At 34.5% G+C, this 16,454-nt stretch carries 17 protein-coding genes; 6 read left to right on the top strand and 11 right to left on the bottom strand.

From position 1 onward, the window contains the following. Positions 1 to 28 precede the first annotated feature (28 nt). The 4 genes from IE051_RS08405 (at position 29) to IE051_RS08390 (ending at position 3,792) form a co-directional block, all read left to right on the top strand. Complete coding sequence (locus IE051_RS08405; RefSeq protein WP_229796756.1) at positions 29 to 1,006, top strand: glycoside hydrolase family 113; 978 nt, start codon at positions 29 to 31, stop codon at positions 1,004 to 1,006. Further along, positions 1,003 to 1,731 carry a hypothetical protein gene (locus IE051_RS08400; protein ID WP_189360330.1) on the top strand — a complete coding sequence of 243 codons (729 nt, stop codon included), beginning with the start codon at positions 1,003 to 1,005 and terminating at the stop codon, positions 1,729 to 1,731. Before IE051_RS08405 ends, IE051_RS08400 begins: the two co-directional genes overlap by 4 nt. Continuing rightward, a complete protein-coding gene (locus IE051_RS08395; RefSeq protein ID WP_189360329.1) occupies positions 1,728 to 2,990 on the top strand; it encodes a BamA/TamA family outer membrane protein in 1,263 nt (420 codons plus the stop codon). The genes IE051_RS08400 and IE051_RS08395 overlap by 4 nt, the downstream gene beginning before the upstream one ends. 70 nt (positions 2,991 to 3,060) lie before the next feature. Further along, a complete protein-coding gene (locus IE051_RS08390) occupies positions 3,061 to 3,792 on the top strand; it encodes a metallophosphoesterase family protein (protein WP_189360328.1) in 732 nt (243 codons plus the stop codon). A gap of 5 nt (positions 3,793 to 3,797) precedes the next feature. Here the strand turns inward: IE051_RS08390 and IE051_RS08385 are convergent, their stop codons facing one another. The 10 genes from IE051_RS08385 to IE051_RS08340 all read right to left on the bottom strand — a co-directional run bounded on the left by IE051_RS08385 (position 3,798) and on the right by IE051_RS08340 (position 12,766). Continuing rightward, the gene (locus IE051_RS08385; protein WP_189360327.1) at positions 3,798 to 5,321 is read right to left on the bottom strand and encodes a carboxypeptidase-like regulatory domain-containing protein; all 1,524 of its coding nucleotides are present in this window, start codon (positions 5,319 to 5,321) and stop codon (positions 3,798 to 3,800) included. A 74-nt stretch (positions 5,322 to 5,395) separates the two neighbouring features. Continuing rightward, positions 5,396 to 6,193 carry a TIGR04283 family arsenosugar biosynthesis glycosyltransferase gene (locus IE051_RS08380; protein ID WP_189360326.1) on the bottom strand — a complete coding sequence of 266 codons (798 nt, stop codon included), beginning with the start codon at positions 6,191 to 6,193 and terminating at the stop codon, positions 5,396 to 5,398. Positions 6,194 to 6,197: 4 nt separating this feature from the next. After that, complete coding sequence (locus IE051_RS08375; protein ID WP_189360325.1) at positions 6,198 to 7,067, bottom strand: DUF547 domain-containing protein; 870 nt, start codon at positions 7,065 to 7,067, stop codon at positions 6,198 to 6,200. Between the two features lie 7 nt (positions 7,068 to 7,074). Continuing rightward, positions 7,075 to 7,959: a sterol desaturase family protein gene (locus tag IE051_RS08370; protein ID WP_189360324.1), complete on the bottom strand. Its 885-nt coding sequence runs from the start codon at positions 7,957 to 7,959 to the stop codon at positions 7,075 to 7,077. Positions 7,960 to 8,005: 46 nt separating this feature from the next. After that, positions 8,006 to 8,974: an arsenosugar biosynthesis arsenite methyltransferase ArsM gene (gene arsM, locus IE051_RS08365; RefSeq protein ID WP_189360323.1), complete on the bottom strand. Its 969-nt coding sequence runs from the start codon at positions 8,972 to 8,974 to the stop codon at positions 8,006 to 8,008. Between the two features lie 70 nt (positions 8,975 to 9,044). Next, entirely contained in the window at positions 9,045 to 9,857 is an 813-nt protein-coding gene (locus IE051_RS08360; RefSeq protein WP_189360322.1) for a purine-nucleoside phosphorylase, read from the bottom strand. A gap of 293 nt (positions 9,858 to 10,150) precedes the next feature. Then, the gene (locus IE051_RS08355; RefSeq protein WP_189360321.1) at positions 10,151 to 10,750 is read right to left on the bottom strand and encodes a TIGR04282 family arsenosugar biosynthesis glycosyltransferase; all 600 of its coding nucleotides are present in this window, start codon (positions 10,748 to 10,750) and stop codon (positions 10,151 to 10,153) included. Further along, on the bottom strand, positions 10,743 to 11,237 hold the full coding sequence (locus IE051_RS08350; RefSeq protein ID WP_189360320.1) for a rhodanese-like domain-containing protein: 495 nt from the start codon (positions 11,235 to 11,237) through the stop codon (positions 10,743 to 10,745). Before IE051_RS08350 ends, IE051_RS08355 begins: the two co-directional genes overlap by 8 nt. A gap of 10 nt (positions 11,238 to 11,247) precedes the next feature. Further along, positions 11,248 to 12,303 carry an arsenosugar biosynthesis radical SAM (seleno)protein ArsS gene (gene arsS / locus IE051_RS08345; RefSeq protein ID WP_189360319.1) on the bottom strand — a complete coding sequence of 352 codons (1,056 nt, stop codon included), beginning with the start codon at positions 12,301 to 12,303 and terminating at the stop codon, positions 11,248 to 11,250. A 127-nt stretch (positions 12,304 to 12,430) separates the two neighbouring features. Continuing rightward, positions 12,431 to 12,766, bottom strand: a complete 336-nt coding sequence (locus IE051_RS08340; protein WP_189360318.1) for an arsenosugar biosynthesis-associated peroxidase-like protein — start codon at positions 12,764 to 12,766, stop codon at positions 12,431 to 12,433. A 120-nt stretch (positions 12,767 to 12,886) separates the two neighbouring features. Between IE051_RS08340 and IE051_RS08335 the strand changes: the two genes are divergently transcribed. After that, positions 12,887 to 14,128 carry a cation:proton antiporter gene (locus IE051_RS08335; RefSeq protein ID WP_189360317.1) on the top strand — a complete coding sequence of 414 codons (1,242 nt, stop codon included), beginning with the start codon at positions 12,887 to 12,889 and terminating at the stop codon, positions 14,126 to 14,128. On the opposite strand, the gene IE051_RS08330 is transcribed toward IE051_RS08335, so the two are convergent. After that, positions 14,125 to 15,267 carry an acyl-CoA dehydrogenase gene (locus IE051_RS08330; RefSeq protein WP_189360316.1) on the bottom strand — a complete coding sequence of 381 codons (1,143 nt, stop codon included), beginning with the start codon at positions 15,265 to 15,267 and terminating at the stop codon, positions 14,125 to 14,127. The genes IE051_RS08335 and IE051_RS08330 overlap by 4 nt on opposite strands. A 95-nt stretch (positions 15,268 to 15,362) precedes the next feature. Here IE051_RS08330 and IE051_RS08325 point away from each other — a divergent pair, with 95 nt between their 5' ends. Next, positions 15,363 to 16,427 carry an anhydro-N-acetylmuramic acid kinase gene (locus IE051_RS08325; RefSeq protein ID WP_189360315.1) on the top strand — a complete coding sequence of 355 codons (1,065 nt, stop codon included), beginning with the start codon at positions 15,363 to 15,365 and terminating at the stop codon, positions 16,425 to 16,427. The last annotated feature ends 27 nt before the right edge of the window (positions 16,428 to 16,454 follow it).

Raw genomic sequence — 16,454 nt, 5'->3', positions numbered from 1 at the left:
AAAAATTTGTATGCGGATTAAGTTGTTAATGATAGTGCTAACCTGTATTCAATCTTGTGCTTCTCAAGCCAAGATTAATGGGGTTAGCTTTGTTGCATCTAAGGATGCTATTACAGAAAATCATATACAATCTGTGATTAATTTAAATGCAAATTATGCGGCTATTATGCCTTTTGGTTTTATAAAGGATTTAGCAAATCCAAATATTGTTTTTGATACCGATAGACAATGGTTTGGAGAAACTAAAGCTGGAGCAAAACAATATATTAAAACCTTACAGAAGCATGAGGTAAGTATCATGTTGAAACCTCAAATTTGGGTTTGGCGTGGTGAATTTACCGGGCTTATTGAAATGCAAAATGAGAACGATTGGAGGGTTCTTGAAACATCATACTCAAAGTTTATATTAACCTATGCTGCATTAGCGCAGGAAATGGAAGTTCCTATTTTTTGCATAGGTACTGAATTGGAAAAGTTTATTTCTAATAGGCCCACTTATTGGGAAGACCTAATTGGTCAAATTAAAAAGGTTTACAAAGGAAAATTAACCTATTCTGCGAATTGGGATGAATATACGCGCACGCCTTTTATAGCTCATTTAGATTATATTGGTATTGATGCTTATTTTCCCTTAAGTGAAACTAAAACGCCAACTGTGGCTGAGTGTTTAGATAGCTGGAAGCCTATTAAAGAGAACATGTATTTTCTCAGTAAGAAATATGATAAACCCATTTTATTTACTGAGTATGGTTATAGAAGCGTGGATTATTCTGGTAAGGCACCATGGAAGAGCGACAGAAGTATGACTGGGGTAAATTTTGAGGCGCAAACAAATACAACGCGTGCCTTATTTGATAGTTTTTGGCAAGAAGAATGGTTTGCAGGTGGTTTTGTTTGGAAATGGTTTCATAACCATGAAAATGCCGGTGGATTAAAAGATTCAAGGTTTACACCCCAGAACAAGCCAGTAGAAGAATTAATTAGAGCTCAATATAATATAAAATGAAAGGTATAATCTTATTTGTTTTTTGTCTGTTAATCCTATCATGTAATGATGATACTGTAGAAACGGTTGAACAAACACTAAGCAGTTACATTCAAGGGAAAACGATTGAAGAAGGAGCGGTAATAGCCTGTGCCGCTAGTGATAGTAAAACCAATGATATTCTTGCATTTTATTACCCAGAATCTGGTGCTGATAATATTAGACTTTACAAAACGGCTGGTGTCAATATCGATGAGAAAGATTATTCTAATTACACGCAGTTTATTGCTGAAAATGAACCATTTTTTAATGGCCACTTAGGAAAATATGAGTTAAGTGGCGAAAATGAAAAATGGATTATTGTAACTTTTGAATTAGATGGTGAAATAAAAATTTCTAATCCAATACGGTCAAAACAACTTACAAAACCAACCCTTTGGAATAATGCGGTTACTATTAGTGAAAGTCAAAGTGGAATGCCTAATTTTGTATGGGAAGATAACCCCGTTGGGGATAATGCCATTTATTTTCAGGTGATTTCAGACGCTGAGAATAATTTGTTGTCAGGAACCTATACGTATAAAAATCAATTTCAGTATTACAAATTAGATAATGTAGTATTAAACGTTACAACCCAAACCCCGCCTGCTTTAATTTCAAAAGCGCAATATAATTTTACTTTAATGGATGTAAGTGTTGATAATTGGGTAAATTGGGTGGTTCAAAAACCGTTTGAAGTAGAATGATAAAAAATTGTTTTGCCTTATTGTATTTGCTTTTAATTTGCAATGTGTCCGCTCAAACAATGGTGGTGGATGACTTAAAGATTGAAGGTAATAAAAAATTAAAATCCTCATTTGTAAAAAAAATATCTTCAGTAACGTCGGGATCAGTCTTGGATTCTGTAGTGATAGAACAAGATATTTTGAGATTAAAACGATTACCTTCAGTATCTCATGCCTATTATCAAGTGTTTCCTTCAGTTGATAACAAATACAATGTGTTTTACCATATTGAAGAAAACTTCACCCTTATTCCATCGCTTAATGTGTATACCACCAATAATGATGAATTTGCATATAGATTGGGGCTTTATGAGTTTAACGCCTTAGGGCGAAATATAATATTTGGTGGTTTCTATCAAAAGGATATTTTTAGCTCTTATGCCATAAATTTTAGAGCGCCTTACCTGTTTTCTAATAAATTAGGATTGGCTATTAATCGGCAAGATTTAACGACACTAGAACCAGTATTTTTCGACAACACCTCTTCTAATTACAAGTATAACAATGATTCTTTTGAAGTTTTAGGCCTTTATGAGTTTGATTTTGTTAATAGAATGGAATTAGGTTTGAATTATTTCAATGAAAAATATAATTATGAATTTGGAGCAACAAATCCGGATGTCCCGCAAGAACTCGATGTTAAAAAATGGCTCATAAAGGTTATTTATGAATATAATAAATTAGATTACTTTTATCAGTACGTTTCTGGGTTTAAGAGTCAGCTTAATTTTCAATATGTCCATGCTATGGATAATTCATTGCCTGACTTTTTGGTGGGGTGGAATGACTTCCTCTTTTTTAAACGTTTAGGGCAGCGGGGAAATTGGGCAAATAGAGTTCGTTTTGGATTGGCCTCTAATAACAAAACACCATTCGCTCCATTTTCAGTTGATAATAATGTAAATATTCGTGGTGTAGGTAATGTCATTGATCGAGGTACCGGTTCTATTGTGTTGAATACAGAATATAGGCATACCTTAATTGAGAAAGATTGGTTTGTTTTGCAAGGGAATGGATTTATTGACGCTGGTTCGTGGCGAAATCCCGGAGGTCCGTTCTCAAACTTCACAGATAGTGATAATATCAAAGTATATCCGGGAGTAGGGGTGCGATTTATTCATAAAAAAATATATAATGCCATATTTAGAATTGACTATGGTTATGGCATTACAAAAGATGCTAGCCAAGGATTTGTTTTCGGTATAGGTCAGTATTTTTAATCTTAACTTAACTTTTCAACGCTATATTTTTAGATATAATCCCTTAGTTTAGCCAAAAATTTTTTGGATTATGAGAACTTTTGTTATCGGGGATATTCACGGGGGGTTAAAAGCTTTATTACAGGTTTTGAATAAACTTGAAATCACGGAGCATGATAAGCTGTTGTTTGTAGGGGATTATGTAGATGGCTGGTCTGATTCAGCTCAAGTAATCCAGTTTTTAATCGAACTTTCAGAAAAGATTAGTTGCGTATTTATAAAGGGAAATCATGATGTATGGTGTGAGGACTGGTTACGGTCTGAACATGTTGATATGACCTGGTACATGCACGGTGGAAAAGAAACTCTTGAAAGTTATAAAGGGTTTTCACAGGATGACAAAGAACGGCATTTAGCTTTTTTTGAAGATATGCTGCTATATTATTTAGATGACGAGAATAGATTGTTTCTGCATGCAGGATTTACATCCATGCATGGTGTTAAGAAGGAAGTTTATGAAAAGACTTTATATTTTGATAGAACCTTGTGGGAAATGGCTCTAACCATGGATAGTCAGATTTCAAAGGAATCTTTAATTTATCCTAAGCGACTTAAGCACTACAAGGAAGTTTATATAGGTCATACGCCTACTACAAATTTTGGATTTAACGTACCAATGAATGCCGTTAATGTTTGGAATGTAGACACAGGCGCAGCCTTTAAAGGGAAATTATCTGCTATGAATATTGAGACAAAGGTGGTAGTTCAAAGTGATAATTTACCGAGTTTATACCCTAATGAGCGTGGACGTAATAAGGATTAGTACAGTTATTCAATACTTTTAAAATCTTTAATGGCTTGATTAGGTTCTATGACGTCATACCCTTCCCAAAAATCAGGGTCATAAGCCGGTAGATAAATTGGTTTTATTTTAGGTTCTTCAGTAATTGTTTCAAAATTTGCTTCAGAAAGCGGGTTGTTTTCAAAGACAACCAATTCACTTTTTTCAGTATTTGATAAGGCAAAATGAATGTCAGAAGATAATTCATTTTGTTTTCGACGCCCTTTAGTATGTTTGTTTTTTTCAATAATTTTTAAAGGTCGTTTTATGCCAAATTTAGTGCCGTCCTCTGTGTCGGCATATTTTAATACATACTTGTCTGTATCTGCTTTACTGTAAATAAGGGTGCCTTTCTTTAAAAAATGTTGGTATGAAAGCCCTAAAAGATTGAAGTTTTTCAAGGGTCTTACATTTTCATAATCTAATCTTACAATGGCAAAATCATCAGTGTTTACATAAATAGTTCCTTTGTAATCTTCCTTGCGCTTAGGTTTAAAACTAATTTTATAGACAAAATTGTCATTTAAAAAGGAGTAGTCTTCAAGTTCAAAATCATAACGGTTTGATTTTGTTAGAAAATTAAAATCACTATCCTCAAAAATAAAACTGTTTCGCTGAAGACTTGAAATAGATGATTTTCTATACTTCAGAAAGTTCTCTTTACGCTCTTTTTCGTGTTTCTTTTGTTCTTCAATGATGGCATCAGTTTGTTGGGCTTTTTCATCTTTACCTATATTGTCATAATAGGTCGAGTCCATGTCTTCTTTAGTGCCAAAAAAACCTGATTTAATTTTGAAGTATGAGTCTCTTTTTACATGCTTTTTAACAATGCTATTAAACTTTTCTTCATAAGATTCGAAAGAGACTTCTTTACTCTTATCATATAAATGTGAAGCCTTGATAATGTCAAGTTTTTGTTCACTTTTAACGCCAGATTTCCCATAGATATTGGCTAATATTTCAGTGTAATCATCAGAATTTTTTGGCATTGCCATTAAAATACTGTCAACAAATTGTTGGTTGAATTCAGGGATTGTGGATTTCTTAATATCTACGTCACTTTTTGTAATATTAGTAAAATAGGATGCACGGTAAAAGAGTTTGCTTTTTATGTGACTATAGTCGTAATTAATCTTTAGGTTTTCATTAATTTTTTCTATAATTTCCTCAGTAGAATAGTTTTTATTGGACACCAAAACTTCATTGAGTTCTATGATTTTTTGGTTTAAAAGAATGATGCTATCTTTAAATGTTTTGATAGCAATTTGCTTTGGTTCATAACCTAAACAGCGAATTTTTAATGAGTCTTTATTAGACGTTTTTTTTCTTAAATAGATTGAGAAATCACCATTGGCATTACTTATTACTCCAGAATTATCATTTAGGGAAATGGTGGCAAAAGGAATAGGTTTACTTGAAATGGAATCTATTAATTTGGCATTTATAGATTCTTGAGCATTTAAGAGTACAGTTATCAAAATGAATAACGATGCGGTGTAAAGACGTTTCATAAAAGCGGTTTCTATAAAAGTAAACGATTCATTGACCCATTTGTAACAATTAATTTTTCCTTAAGGGTTTTTTATCACTTTTTAACATTTATAAATTTAATGTAAAAAGCATAAAGGGTTGTAGCATCAGCACCCAGCCATTTTTTTATGTAGATACTCCAATAAAAGAATTGAAGCTTCCAAATACCATGGGTTTCATACATTCTGGCAGAAGTCTGCAGTTTTTTATTTATAACGACAAACTGTTTTATTTTGTAAAGATGATTAATGAGTATATTGTCCTCATAAATAGTATAGTTTTCATCAAAACCACCAATAGTATGAAATAGTTTTTTCGATATAAATTGACTTTGGTCGCCACCCCGGCATGGTCTCCAATTAAATTGCGTGAACCAACTGGCTAGCCTAAGCCACCAATGATTACTGTTAAATTGCATTCTGAAACAGCCGGCCTTGTTCCTTTTATGTATTTCATTAATAATGAGCTGGTCAAAATAGGGCGGCGGGAAGGAATCTGCATGTAAAAAATATAAGATATCTCCTTGAGCATGTTTTGCCCCATAGTTCATCTGTTTCGCGCGTCCTTTCTCTGAGTGGAGTGCAATGATGTTTGTTTTTATGTTATTTGGAGATATTGTTTTAGTAGTCGAAATGCGAGTATCAATAAAATGAAACGCTCTTTTTAAATGTGATTGATGAACTTGAGCAAATGAATCTAAGATAGCAATGGTTTGGTCTTGACTCCCCCCGTCAACCACGAGAATTTCGCATACATGGTTTGGTGTTGAATTAGCTAATAAGTGTTCAAGTAGTTTTCCAATATGACTTTCTTCATTTAAAACAGGGATTATTATGGAAATGGTATGCGTCATAGAATCAGTTGTTTAAATCCCAATTATAAACCTTATACGTTTTCTGTGCCTTTTCGGAAATAGTTATACTTGAATATTGATTTAAAAAATTAATGATACTTCCATTTAGTTTAAAGTCTTTGGCAAACCACTGAAATATTTTAGAGAGTTCTAAATTGTTTTCAGAAATAAAATTTTTACTCGTATCATTTACGAAATCTTTAGTGGCCTTGGTGAGTCCTTGATCTAAATTTTGACTTGTGAAAGCCTTGTTTAGTAATTTCGGACAAGATATTGACGCACAAACAATGGCAAAATGAATACGAGGTTCGTCCATTTTTCTTAATATTTGGTGTTCAATGTCATTTAAGTTGTACCATTTTTCACCAAGTTTCCAATACCGTTGATCCCATGGTTTTTTGATGTCCTTTATACTTTTTACGGGGTAATGACGTAAAATCAAATCGATCGTCATGATATTGTAAGCGTTTATCCAGTAAGCAAGTGTTTCATTTTTACTCCAGGTATTACTCGGTAGGTTTTCTTCTAGAAAGGAAATACAATGAGATACCGCCTTTTTATCATTCATAAATGCATGGTAATTCACATGGCCTTGGTCTGAAACATGCTTCTCAAGTAGATTGGTCCAGATTTCATAATTTAATGTCTCTGAAGAGCTGGCATTGTTAGGATTGTTTTTTTCTACCAAAGCCTGTGGTTCTTCAAGGGTTTTTTCTCTTTGAGTTTTATTAGGTGCCTTTGTTTTATTCGCTACAGATTTAGTGGGTTGGGGTGTCGTAGGAGCTACCGAATCTGAAGTGTTACTGGTAGCTTTTTTAGAGCTAGAGCAGGCGGTTATTAAAATAATTAAAGCTAAGACAAGTAGGTGTTTCATTGAGGTTTTAATTTTTCTTCAGCGGATATAATTCTTGGTCAATGAAATTGTCAGGAAAAGATTCATCACCATTAAATCCCAGTTCAATGTCTTTGCCGCTATATGGAATATAATTGGTTTTAAAAATATAATCCCAAATACTCAGTGTTAGTCCATAGTTTACACCATACCTAACATGTTGAGGTAAGGTTTTACTGTGATGCCAAATATGCATTTTAGGATTGTTGAATATATATTTCAAGTAGCCATAATCCCATCCTAAATTGGCATGGTTTAGGTGGCCTATAATTATAGTAAAAAAGTAGACTATAGCTATATCTTTGGATGTGTATCCGCCAATTATAGCTATAGGTATATAAAGTAAAGATTTGTAGACAATAGGCTCCATCCAGTGATAGCGTAAGTGTGCGGCAAACCCCATTTCTTTAACAGAATGATGTACTTTATGAAAGTTCCATAGCCAGGGTACTCTATGTAGTAATCGATGGGTATTCCATTGTACAAAATCTGAAACCAAGAAAAAAATTAATAAGCCTAACCATTTTAGTAGTTTATTTATATCTAGCAATTGGAAATCTGGGAGGGAAAGATTAATAAGTGATAGCGTATCATCTAAAAATACGGAAGCCGTGTTTGAAAGTGCAATGAGTACAATGAGGTTGAGTAGAAAAAAATTAAAAAACATATAGAATGTATCCAACCAAAAATCTTTTCTAATAATGGACTGGTTTTTTCTCCATGGAAATACATATTCAAGTAACCATACTAAAAGCGAAATAGCAATTAATCCATAAAAATAGTTATCCCAGTGGTTTAGATTTATTAACTCATACTTGAGATAATTCCAATACCCGGAATACGAATTTTTTATGATGTCTAAATATTTCTCCATAAATGAGTCTTACATCAATTAATATGATGTAACATTTGCTAATTACTTAGCAGCAGCCCCCACCATCATAATGATAAGTAGATTCACTAATAAATATATCGTCTCCATTTAAATTAGCCAATGCACCGGCTGTTTTGTCGCAAATGGCTAAGGGTTGGTTTTTAAGTAAAACATGTCCTTTTTTATCATCAAAATAATCTTCATTACCATAGTAAATAGCGGCTTTACCAGTGAAAATACACGGGCCGTCTTCGGGCATGGGGTCTTTAATTGCAGCTACTTCAATAGATTCTATATAGATTAATTCATCTGTTGGGTAGTTCTTAGGGTCTAAAATTCGATAGGGTTTTCTAGCTCTAATTTCAATAGTACCAAAACCGGCATCTGTTAAGGCTTTAACGTATTCTGCTATTGGCAGGCTACCGCTTAAGCAAAGAGCTCTTAAACGCTCATCATTACGCAAGGCATCATTCATAGGTTGCTCACAGGTGGGGTCACTCATAACCAAGCGTCCATGCGGTTTTAAAACCCGATGCATTTCTTCTATAGCACGTTTGAGATCATCAGCTTTAAAAATATTAAACAAACAGTTTTGCGCTGCAACATCAATACTATTGTCTTCAACAGGTAAATTCATGGCGTCTCCCTTTTTTAGGTCCACAAACTCACTTTTAAACCATGAGTTTTGAGCTTCAGCTTCCTGAAAGTTTTTACGAGAGGCCTCAAGCATTTCATCCACCACATCTATGCCAACAACGCCTCCTTTTTGACGATTGAAGTAAGCAAACTGTAATAACTCCATGCCTCCGCCAACTCCAACATACAGCATTTTTGGGTTGTTAGTTAAATCGCGCGCATGCACAGTAGAACCACAACCATAATTCATTTCCTGCATAATTTTTGGGATTTTCAGTCCAGGCAATTCCCAAATAGGATTAGTAGTACAGCATAATCCAACATCTGGTGTTAGTGCGGCTTCTTTGTATACATCGTGGGTGGTTTCTAAATAACTCATATTTTATTTTTTTTTCTTTTTATAAAAGTAATGTCTTAAGAAGTAAATGGCTGTAACTTTTATTACACATTTACAGGCTGCTAATTAGTTGTTTAAAGAGCACGATCATCTTAGGTTCTGCTTGCACTGCGCTGGCAATTATGTCTTCTATATTTACAGGCTCTAGATTATCTGGGTCGCATTCATCTGTTAAAACTGACACCGCAGCTACTTTTAAATTCAAATGATTTGCAACTATTATTTCTGGAACCGTACTCATGCCAACAGCATCAGCACCAATAATTTTTAACATGCGATACTCTGCTCTTGTTTCTAGCTGAGGCCCCACGACGCTTGCATAAACCCCTTTGTGAAGTTTTATGTCATTTGCTTGTGCTAAAGCCTCAAATTTGGAATTTAGGGCATCATCATAAGGAGCACTCATGTCTGTAAAGCGTTCACCTAATTGTTCTACTCCTTTAAAAGCGAGCGGGGACCCACCTTGCAAGTTTATGTGATCGTCAATCAACATCAATTCGCCTTTCTTGAAATTAAGATTTATAGCCCCTGCCGCATTTGAGACTAAAAGGGTTTTTATGCCTAGTTTTTCCATAATACGAACAGGATAGGTAACATCCTGCAATGTGTAGCCTTCGTATAAATGAAAACGGCCTTGCATAACGATAACTTTTTTCCCTGCTAGCTCACCAAAAATGAGTTTCCCTTTATGAAATTCAACTGTGGCTGTTGGGAAATTTGGTATGTGATTATAGCTTACTTCTCTTATAATGTTTATTTCACTTATAAGTTGCCCTAACCCCGTGCCTAAAATAATACCAACTTCGGGTTGGTCAAAGCCCTTATTGTGCAAGTAATTTACCGTTTCTTCAATGTATTTAATCATATGGTCTTTTTTTAAGATCTAATATTAGTCAATTTTGGGGTTTTCATTTTTGTGTTTGGTAATTAGTAAGTAATACTGTATTGATATGTAGTATGTTAAATGGTAATTAGCTTGAGGCTAAATGTTTTCTGGCCGTTAGCAATTGCATAGTAACGTAGGTGTTTTTTTGCGAATTGCATTTTCTTAGCGACTAACTTAATGAAATCTATTGATTTTATTTCTTAAGAAATGTGTAATTCTTTTAAAATATTTGGACAACTTAAAAAGATAAAAGGAGTTTTTGAACCTATGGTTTAGGACAGAAGTTGTAGCAATTTTGGGAACTTCTTTAAATCTTCAAAAGTGTCAATGTCATTCAAAGTGTTTAAGGTAGCAACGGTAATTTTATTTTGTTTAAGTTCATTTAGGGTGTCTTCGAGTAAATTAGGTTGACTCCATGGTTTGTTTTCAAAAATTCGATGATGCATTTTACTTAAACCAATAAGGTAGTAGCCACCATCTAAGGCTGGGCCAAATACAACGTCATTTTTTTTCAGTTCATTTAAACCATGGTTTATATGTTCTTCGGCTATTTCAGGTAAATCAGAGCCTATTAAAACAATACGTTGGTATCCATCATTAAATCCATCTTGAAAGGCATTTTTCATACGTTCACCTAAATCCACTCCTTCTTGAGTTGTTTTATAAAAGGATTTCCATTGGTTTTCAATTGGGGCTTCAGAAAAATAAATCCTAACATCTGATGCTATTTTTTTGCTGACTTTTTCAGTGATATTAACGAGTTCTTGATAGATTTTAAGCGCGCTGTCTTCACCAATAGTTTTTGCAAGTCGAGTTTTAACTTTTCCCGCTTTTATGTTTTTGACAAATATGATAAGGAGTTCTTTAGTCATATACTTTGATGCCTTTTTGGAGCCATTTACTCCAGGATTTTGAAAAGGTATGAACGCTGTCCGTTTCTTTTTCAGCTTGGTTATACACAGGTAGGTCGTGGTTTTTCCATTCAAAAATCCCGCCGTATAAATTCATAACATTAGTATAGCCGACTTTCTTTAAATGTTCAGCAATATCTTCAGATCGAATACCTAATGAACAGTAAACAACTATATCGGCATTTTTATCTGGTAGTTGCTTTGTGATATGATCTAGGTTGAAATTGTCATAGCCTACAAATAAGGCGTTTTTGATATGACTAGTTTCATACTCTTGTTTTTCTCTAGAATCTAGTAAAACATAGGAATTCGCATGATTTGCCAATGAATCAACAGTTATATATGGAATACTTTCTGTGTTTTCTTGCTTGAGTAATTTTGATAGTTTTTTTTGTCCATATCCAAAAATAGAGCAAAGCAATAAGAGGGCTATAATATAATTTTTCATAATTAATCTTTTATGCAACACTACCTTGACAACTGCTTCCTGCGCCAGCAGTACAACCATAGCAGTGCTGTGAAATTACAATCTCTCGTCCTTCAAGTAATTCTTCATTGAACTTTGAAATATGTTTCGCCTTACTATTCACCGGTAGGTTAAGCATTTGATTAAAATCACAATCGTATAGATGCCCATCCCAACTTATAGATAACGTATTTGTACACATGACGTTTTTAACCGCAGCAGGATTATAAGCTTCAACTAGGCTATACATATAGTCTTCGTAATTTTCAGAGGCTATTAAATAATCTAAAAATCTAGAGATAGGTAAATTAGTTATTGCAAATAGGTTATGAAACTGAATATTAAAATCTTCCTTTAGTGCCTTTTTAAAATCTTTTTCCATAGCCATTTGGTCTCCCGGTAAGAAGGCTCCAGAGGGATTGTAGACTAAGTCTAATTTCAATCCGCTTTCAGGCATGCCATAGCCTATGGCATTTAAGTCTTGTAAAGCTTTTATAGATTTGTCAAAAACACCATCGCCTCTTTGTTTGTCCGTTTTCCCTCTTGTCCAATGGGGCATTGAGCTTACAACGTGAATATTGTGCTTCTTGAAAAACTCCGGCAAATCATAATATTTTTTGTTGGCTCTTATAATAGTTAGGTTAGACCGTACTATAAAATCTTTAATGCCCGCCTTAGCAGCTTCTTCAACAAACCATCTGAAATTAGGATTCATCTCTGGTGCTCCTCCTGTCAAATCTAAAGTATGCGCTCCGGTATTTTTAATAACTTCCAAACATTGAGTCATGGTTGTCTTAGTCATGATTTCTTTCCGGTCTGGTCCTGCATCTACATGGCAATGATCACATACTTGATTGCACATGTAACCAACATTAATTTGAAGAATTTCTAATTTCTTTGCTTTTAGAGGAAACTGATTGGTTTCAGCAATTTTATTTTTAAAAGTAGGTAATTCTCCATTTTGAAAAATACCGTTAGACAAAATTTCTAATTGTCTTTTGCTATTCGCTAAGTCGCTTTCGCGTTTATGGAGTGACTTTAAGGCCATTAATTAAGCATTATTTATTAATAATCGATTTGGTTAAAGCTTAGGTGTCTTTGGGATGCAATAAAAAGTTTCAAATTAGGAGGGAACAGGTAATTTAATAGCATAACCCTGCAGATTTACCATAGGATTAGCCATCTAACTTGTTGACTTTATTCATCATTTGAACGCCATGAACTAGAGTTGCACCACTTTTTATTGCTGCTCCTACATGAATAGCTTCCATCATTTCTTCCTTGGTAACCCCACGTTGTAGTGTGTCTTTGGTGTAAGCATCAATACAGTATGGACATTGTTCAGTATGCGATACTGCCAAGGCTATAAGTGATTTTTCTCTTGCAGTTAGAGCGCCTTCCTCAAAAACCTTCCCGTAATATTCGAAGAATTTATCTCCCAATTCTTGATTCCACTCACTTATTTTTCCAAACTTTTTTAAGTCGGCAGGGTCGTAATAAGACTTTTGCATAAAATTTAATTTTTCTAAAGCTATAAATGTAAAAACTTAAGTCGATATAAATACTGAGACTTAACACAATTTATTCATAAAGATTTTATAGTTTTATTTTTTGTGTAAAATACAATAACTATGGATGACTATTTTGTAATTGCTACGGTAATAATATTTTTATCAGCACTTTTTGGATATATTAATGTGCGCTTTTTGAAGCTGCCCAATAGTATTGGTTTAATGTTGATTACCATTGTTTTTACATTTGGTGTTTTTGCACTCAGTTATGTGGATACTACACTTTTAGACGCTGAGCGCTATATTATAAGGCATATTGATTTTAAAGAGGTTTTATTGGATGTCATGCTGAGTTTTTTGCTTTTTGCTGGAGCACTACATACGAATTTTCAACAGCTAAAAGTACAGCGATGGCCAGTTTTGGTGTTTTCTACTTTTGGGGTTTTAGTATCTACTTTTCTTGTGGGTATTATGATGTTTTATGTATTACAGATTATAGGGCTAGAAGTAAGTTTTGTGCATTGCCTATTGTTTGGAGCTTTAATTTCACCTACAGATCCAATTGCGGTGTTAGGAATATTAAAGAAGGCGGGTGTGCCTAAAAAGTTGGAAGCAAAAATTGTTGGGGAGTCACTTTTTAATGATGGTGTAGGGGTAGTTGTCTTTTTAACTATTTTTCAAATAGCCTCCGTGGGGAATGGTGATATTGAGGCTTTTGATGTGCTACGTTTATTTGGTCAAGAAGTTTTAGGCGGTATTGTTCTGGGAGGTGTTTTGGGTTGGATAACCTATAGGTTGATGCGATCAATAGATGATTATGATATTGAAGTAATCATAACTTTAGCAGCTGTAATGGGGGGTACTGTTATTGCCCATCATTATCATTTATCGGCGCCATTGGCCATGGTTACTGCTGGATTAATTATAGGTAATGATACTATAAGGGGTAGTGCCATGTCTAAAATAACAGAGAATTATGTTGATAAGTTTTGGGAGCTTATAGATATTTTATTGAATAATATTCTTTTTGTTTTGATCGGTATGGAAATCCTAGTTCTGGCCTTTGATGGAAAGTATATTTTAGCAGGAATTCTTGCTATTCCCACAGTGCTTATTTGCAGATTTGCATCATTATTGTTTCCAATAAACTTTTTCAAAAAACGATTAGATTTTGTGCCGAGAACTAATTTAATTATGACTTGGGGAGGCCTTCGGGGCGGGATATCCATAGCATTAGCACTGGGATTAACCCAGGCCATGCATCGTGATTTGTTTCTTGTTGTAACTTATATAGTTGTCGTGTTTTCTATTTTAGTACAAGGTTTGACTGTTAGTAAATTAGTGCAAAAAGTAAAAATCTAATCTCTAAGCAGACTTCTTGAAATAACTATTTTTTGGATTTCAGAAGTGCCTTCATAGATCTGTGTGATTTTCGCATCTCGCATAAGGCGTTCTACATGATACTCTTTTACAAAACCATTACCGCCATGAATTTGAACGGCCTCTACAGTATGTTCCATAGCAACCTTTGAAGCGTATAATTTTGCCATGGCACTAGAGTAATCGTAATTTTTGCCTTGATCTTTTTCCCAGGCTGCTTTCATAACAAGCTGTCTTGCAGCTTCAATGTCGGTTGCCATGTCAGCAAGTTTAAAAGCAATAGCTTGATGATTGCAGATTTCGGTACCAAAAGCTTTACGTTCTTTAGAGTATTTACGAGCTAACTCAAAAGCACCGGATGCTATACCTAGAGCCTGAGCTGCTATGCCAATACGTCCACCAGACAATGTTTTCATTGCAAACCGAAATCCAGAGCCGTTAACCCCTATTCTATTTTTTTTAGGAATTTTTACATCATTAAATTGCAAGGTATGCGTGTCACTACCTCTAATTCCTAGTTTATCTTCTTTAGGTCCAACATGGAAACCCTCAGTGCCTTTTTCTACAATAAATGCATTGATTCCATGTGAGCCTTTATCTCGATCGGTTTGAGCAATAACAATATAAACATCCGCACGACCACCATTTGTAATCCAGTTTTTTGTACCGTTAAGAAGGTAGTGACTGCCTTTGTCTATGGCTGTTGTTTTTTGAGAGGTAGCATCACTTCCTGCTTCCGGTTCACTTAAGCAAAAAGCGCCAATAAATTCTCCTGTTGCTAATTTTGTAAGATATTTTTCTTTCTGTTCTTCCGTGCCATAAGTTTCCAAGCCATAGCAAACCAGTGAATTGTTTACAGAAACAATTACAGATGCAGAAGCATCAATTTTTGATAGTTCTTCCATAATGAGAACATAGGAAATAGCATCCATACCGCTACCGCCATATTTTGGGTCTACCATAATACCTAAAAAACCTAAATCGCCCATTTTTTTTACAAGGTCCTTTGGGAATTTTTGTAGGTTGTCGCGTTCAATAACACCAGGAAGTAGTTCTGTGTTTGCAAAATCGCGAGCTGCATCTCGAATCATAATGTGTTCTTCAGTGAGGCTAAAATCCATAATTCGTAATAAATTTATTGTTTCAGTAAAAAATATCTACAAATATAAGGTATTAGTGCGAATTATTTAATTAGGATTATTATTTTTACCGCCCTATGAATAAAAACGAATATCATGTTGTAGGGGTGATGTCAGGAACCTCATTAGATGGAATAGATTTGATTCAAGCCAAATTCTATTTTGAAGAATATTGGCGTTTTGAAATCTTAAATACAGAAACCTTTGATTATGAGGATTCATGGCGGGACATACTTGCCAATCTGGTAAGTAAGTCTTTGGAAGAATTGCAAGAAATTGATGTCGCATATACGACCTATCTCGGAACCGTTATAAATGCTTTCATAAGAAAGTACAAGATTAAAAATATTGATGCTGTTTGTTCGCATGGGCACACCGCATTGCATCAGCCGGATCAGGGATTGACTTATCAAATAGGGAATAGGCCTGAATTGGCTCAGTTATTGAATCTAACCGTAGTTTGTGATTTCAGAGTTCAGGATGTTCAACTTAAAGGGCAGGGAGCTCCTTTGGTTCCCATTGGTGATAAGCTTTTGTTTTCAGAATATGACTACTGCATAAACCTTGGTGGCTTTGCTAATATCTCGATGGATGTTAATGAAGAGCGGATTGCATATGACATTGCTCCCGTGAATATAGTGTTGAATTATTATGCAAATAAACTGGAGTTAGATTATGACCCCGAAGGTAGAAATGCATCAGAAGGGAACGTAAATACCCATTTGTTAGAGGTCTTGAATAGTCTTCCTTTTTATAACGAATCATATCCAAAATCATTAGGTTTAGAGTGGGTGAATACGCATGTGCTTCCGGTAATTGAATCCTATAGTTTAATGGTTAAAGATGTCTTAAGAACATTTGTGGAGCATGTTGCGATTCAAATCGCCAATCAAATCCAGTCAAATACTTCTGCGACTATTTTGATTACAGGTGGAGGCGCATACAATACTTTTTTGATTGAAAGAATTAAAGCGTTTACAGATGGTATGATAATCATTCCTTCTCAAGATGTCTTAGAGTTTAAAGAAGCACTTATTTTTGGTTTTTTGGGCGTACTTAGGCTTAGAGGGCAAAATAATTGTTTGAAAAGTGTGACCGGTGCCACAAAAAATCATAGCTCGGGAAACATATTCCTTTCCTAAAAATCACAAAAATTTATTACCATTCAT

Source organism: Algibacter mikhailovii (assembly GCF_014651495.1).
In the GTDB taxonomy this organism is placed as follows: domain Bacteria; phylum Bacteroidota; class Bacteroidia; order Flavobacteriales; family Flavobacteriaceae; genus Algibacter_E; species Algibacter_E mikhailovii.
Note: the sequence above shows the minus strand (reverse complement) of the source record. Positions and strands in the feature narration are given on the sequence as shown.

What these genes read in the sequence shown, in the direction of transcription:
- arsS (WP_189360319.1), bottom strand. Translation starts at nt 12,303, where the DNA reads ATGGCCTTAAAGTCACTCCATAAACGCGAAAGCGACTTAGCGAATAGC.
- arsM (WP_189360323.1), bottom strand. Translation starts at nt 8,974, where the DNA reads ATGAGTTATTTAGAAACCACCCACGATGTATACAAAGAAGCCGCACTA.
- IE051_RS08405 (WP_229796756.1), top strand. Translation starts at nt 29, where the DNA reads ATGATAGTGCTAACCTGTATTCAATCTTGTGCTTCTCAAGCCAAGATT.
- IE051_RS08340 (WP_189360318.1), bottom strand. Translation starts at nt 12,766, where the DNA reads ATGCAAAAGTCTTATTACGACCCTGCCGACTTAAAAAAGTTTGGAAAA.
- IE051_RS08330 (WP_189360316.1), bottom strand. Translation starts at nt 15,267, where the DNA reads ATGGATTTTAGCCTCACTGAAGAACACATTATGATTCGAGATGCAGCT.
- IE051_RS08355 (WP_189360321.1), bottom strand. Translation starts at nt 10,750, where the DNA reads ATGACTAAAGAACTCCTTATCATATTTGTCAAAAACATAAAAGCGGGA.
- IE051_RS08400 (WP_189360330.1), top strand. Translation starts at nt 1,003, where the DNA reads ATGAAAGGTATAATCTTATTTGTTTTTTGTCTGTTAATCCTATCATGT.
- IE051_RS08385 (WP_189360327.1), bottom strand. Translation starts at nt 5,321, where the DNA reads ATGAAACGTCTTTACACCGCATCGTTATTCATTTTGATAACTGTACTC.
- IE051_RS08360 (WP_189360322.1), bottom strand. Translation starts at nt 9,857, where the DNA reads ATGATTAAATACATTGAAGAAACGGTAAATTACTTGCACAATAAGGGC.
- IE051_RS08395 (WP_189360329.1), top strand. Translation starts at nt 1,728, where the DNA reads ATGATAAAAAATTGTTTTGCCTTATTGTATTTGCTTTTAATTTGCAAT.
- IE051_RS08335 (WP_189360317.1), top strand. Translation starts at nt 12,887, where the DNA reads ATGGATGACTATTTTGTAATTGCTACGGTAATAATATTTTTATCAGCA.
- IE051_RS08380 (WP_189360326.1), bottom strand. Translation starts at nt 6,193, where the DNA reads ATGACGCATACCATTTCCATAATAATCCCTGTTTTAAATGAAGAAAGT.
- IE051_RS08375 (WP_189360325.1), bottom strand. Translation starts at nt 7,067, where the DNA reads ATGAAACACCTACTTGTCTTAGCTTTAATTATTTTAATAACCGCCTGC.
- IE051_RS08325 (WP_189360315.1), top strand. Translation starts at nt 15,363, where the DNA reads ATGAATAAAAACGAATATCATGTTGTAGGGGTGATGTCAGGAACCTCA.
- IE051_RS08350 (WP_189360320.1), bottom strand. Translation starts at nt 11,237, where the DNA reads ATGAAAAATTATATTATAGCCCTCTTATTGCTTTGCTCTATTTTTGGA.
- IE051_RS08370 (WP_189360324.1), bottom strand. Translation starts at nt 7,959, where the DNA reads ATGGAGAAATATTTAGACATCATAAAAAATTCGTATTCCGGGTATTGG.
- IE051_RS08390 (WP_189360328.1), top strand. Translation starts at nt 3,061, where the DNA reads ATGAGAACTTTTGTTATCGGGGATATTCACGGGGGGTTAAAAGCTTTA.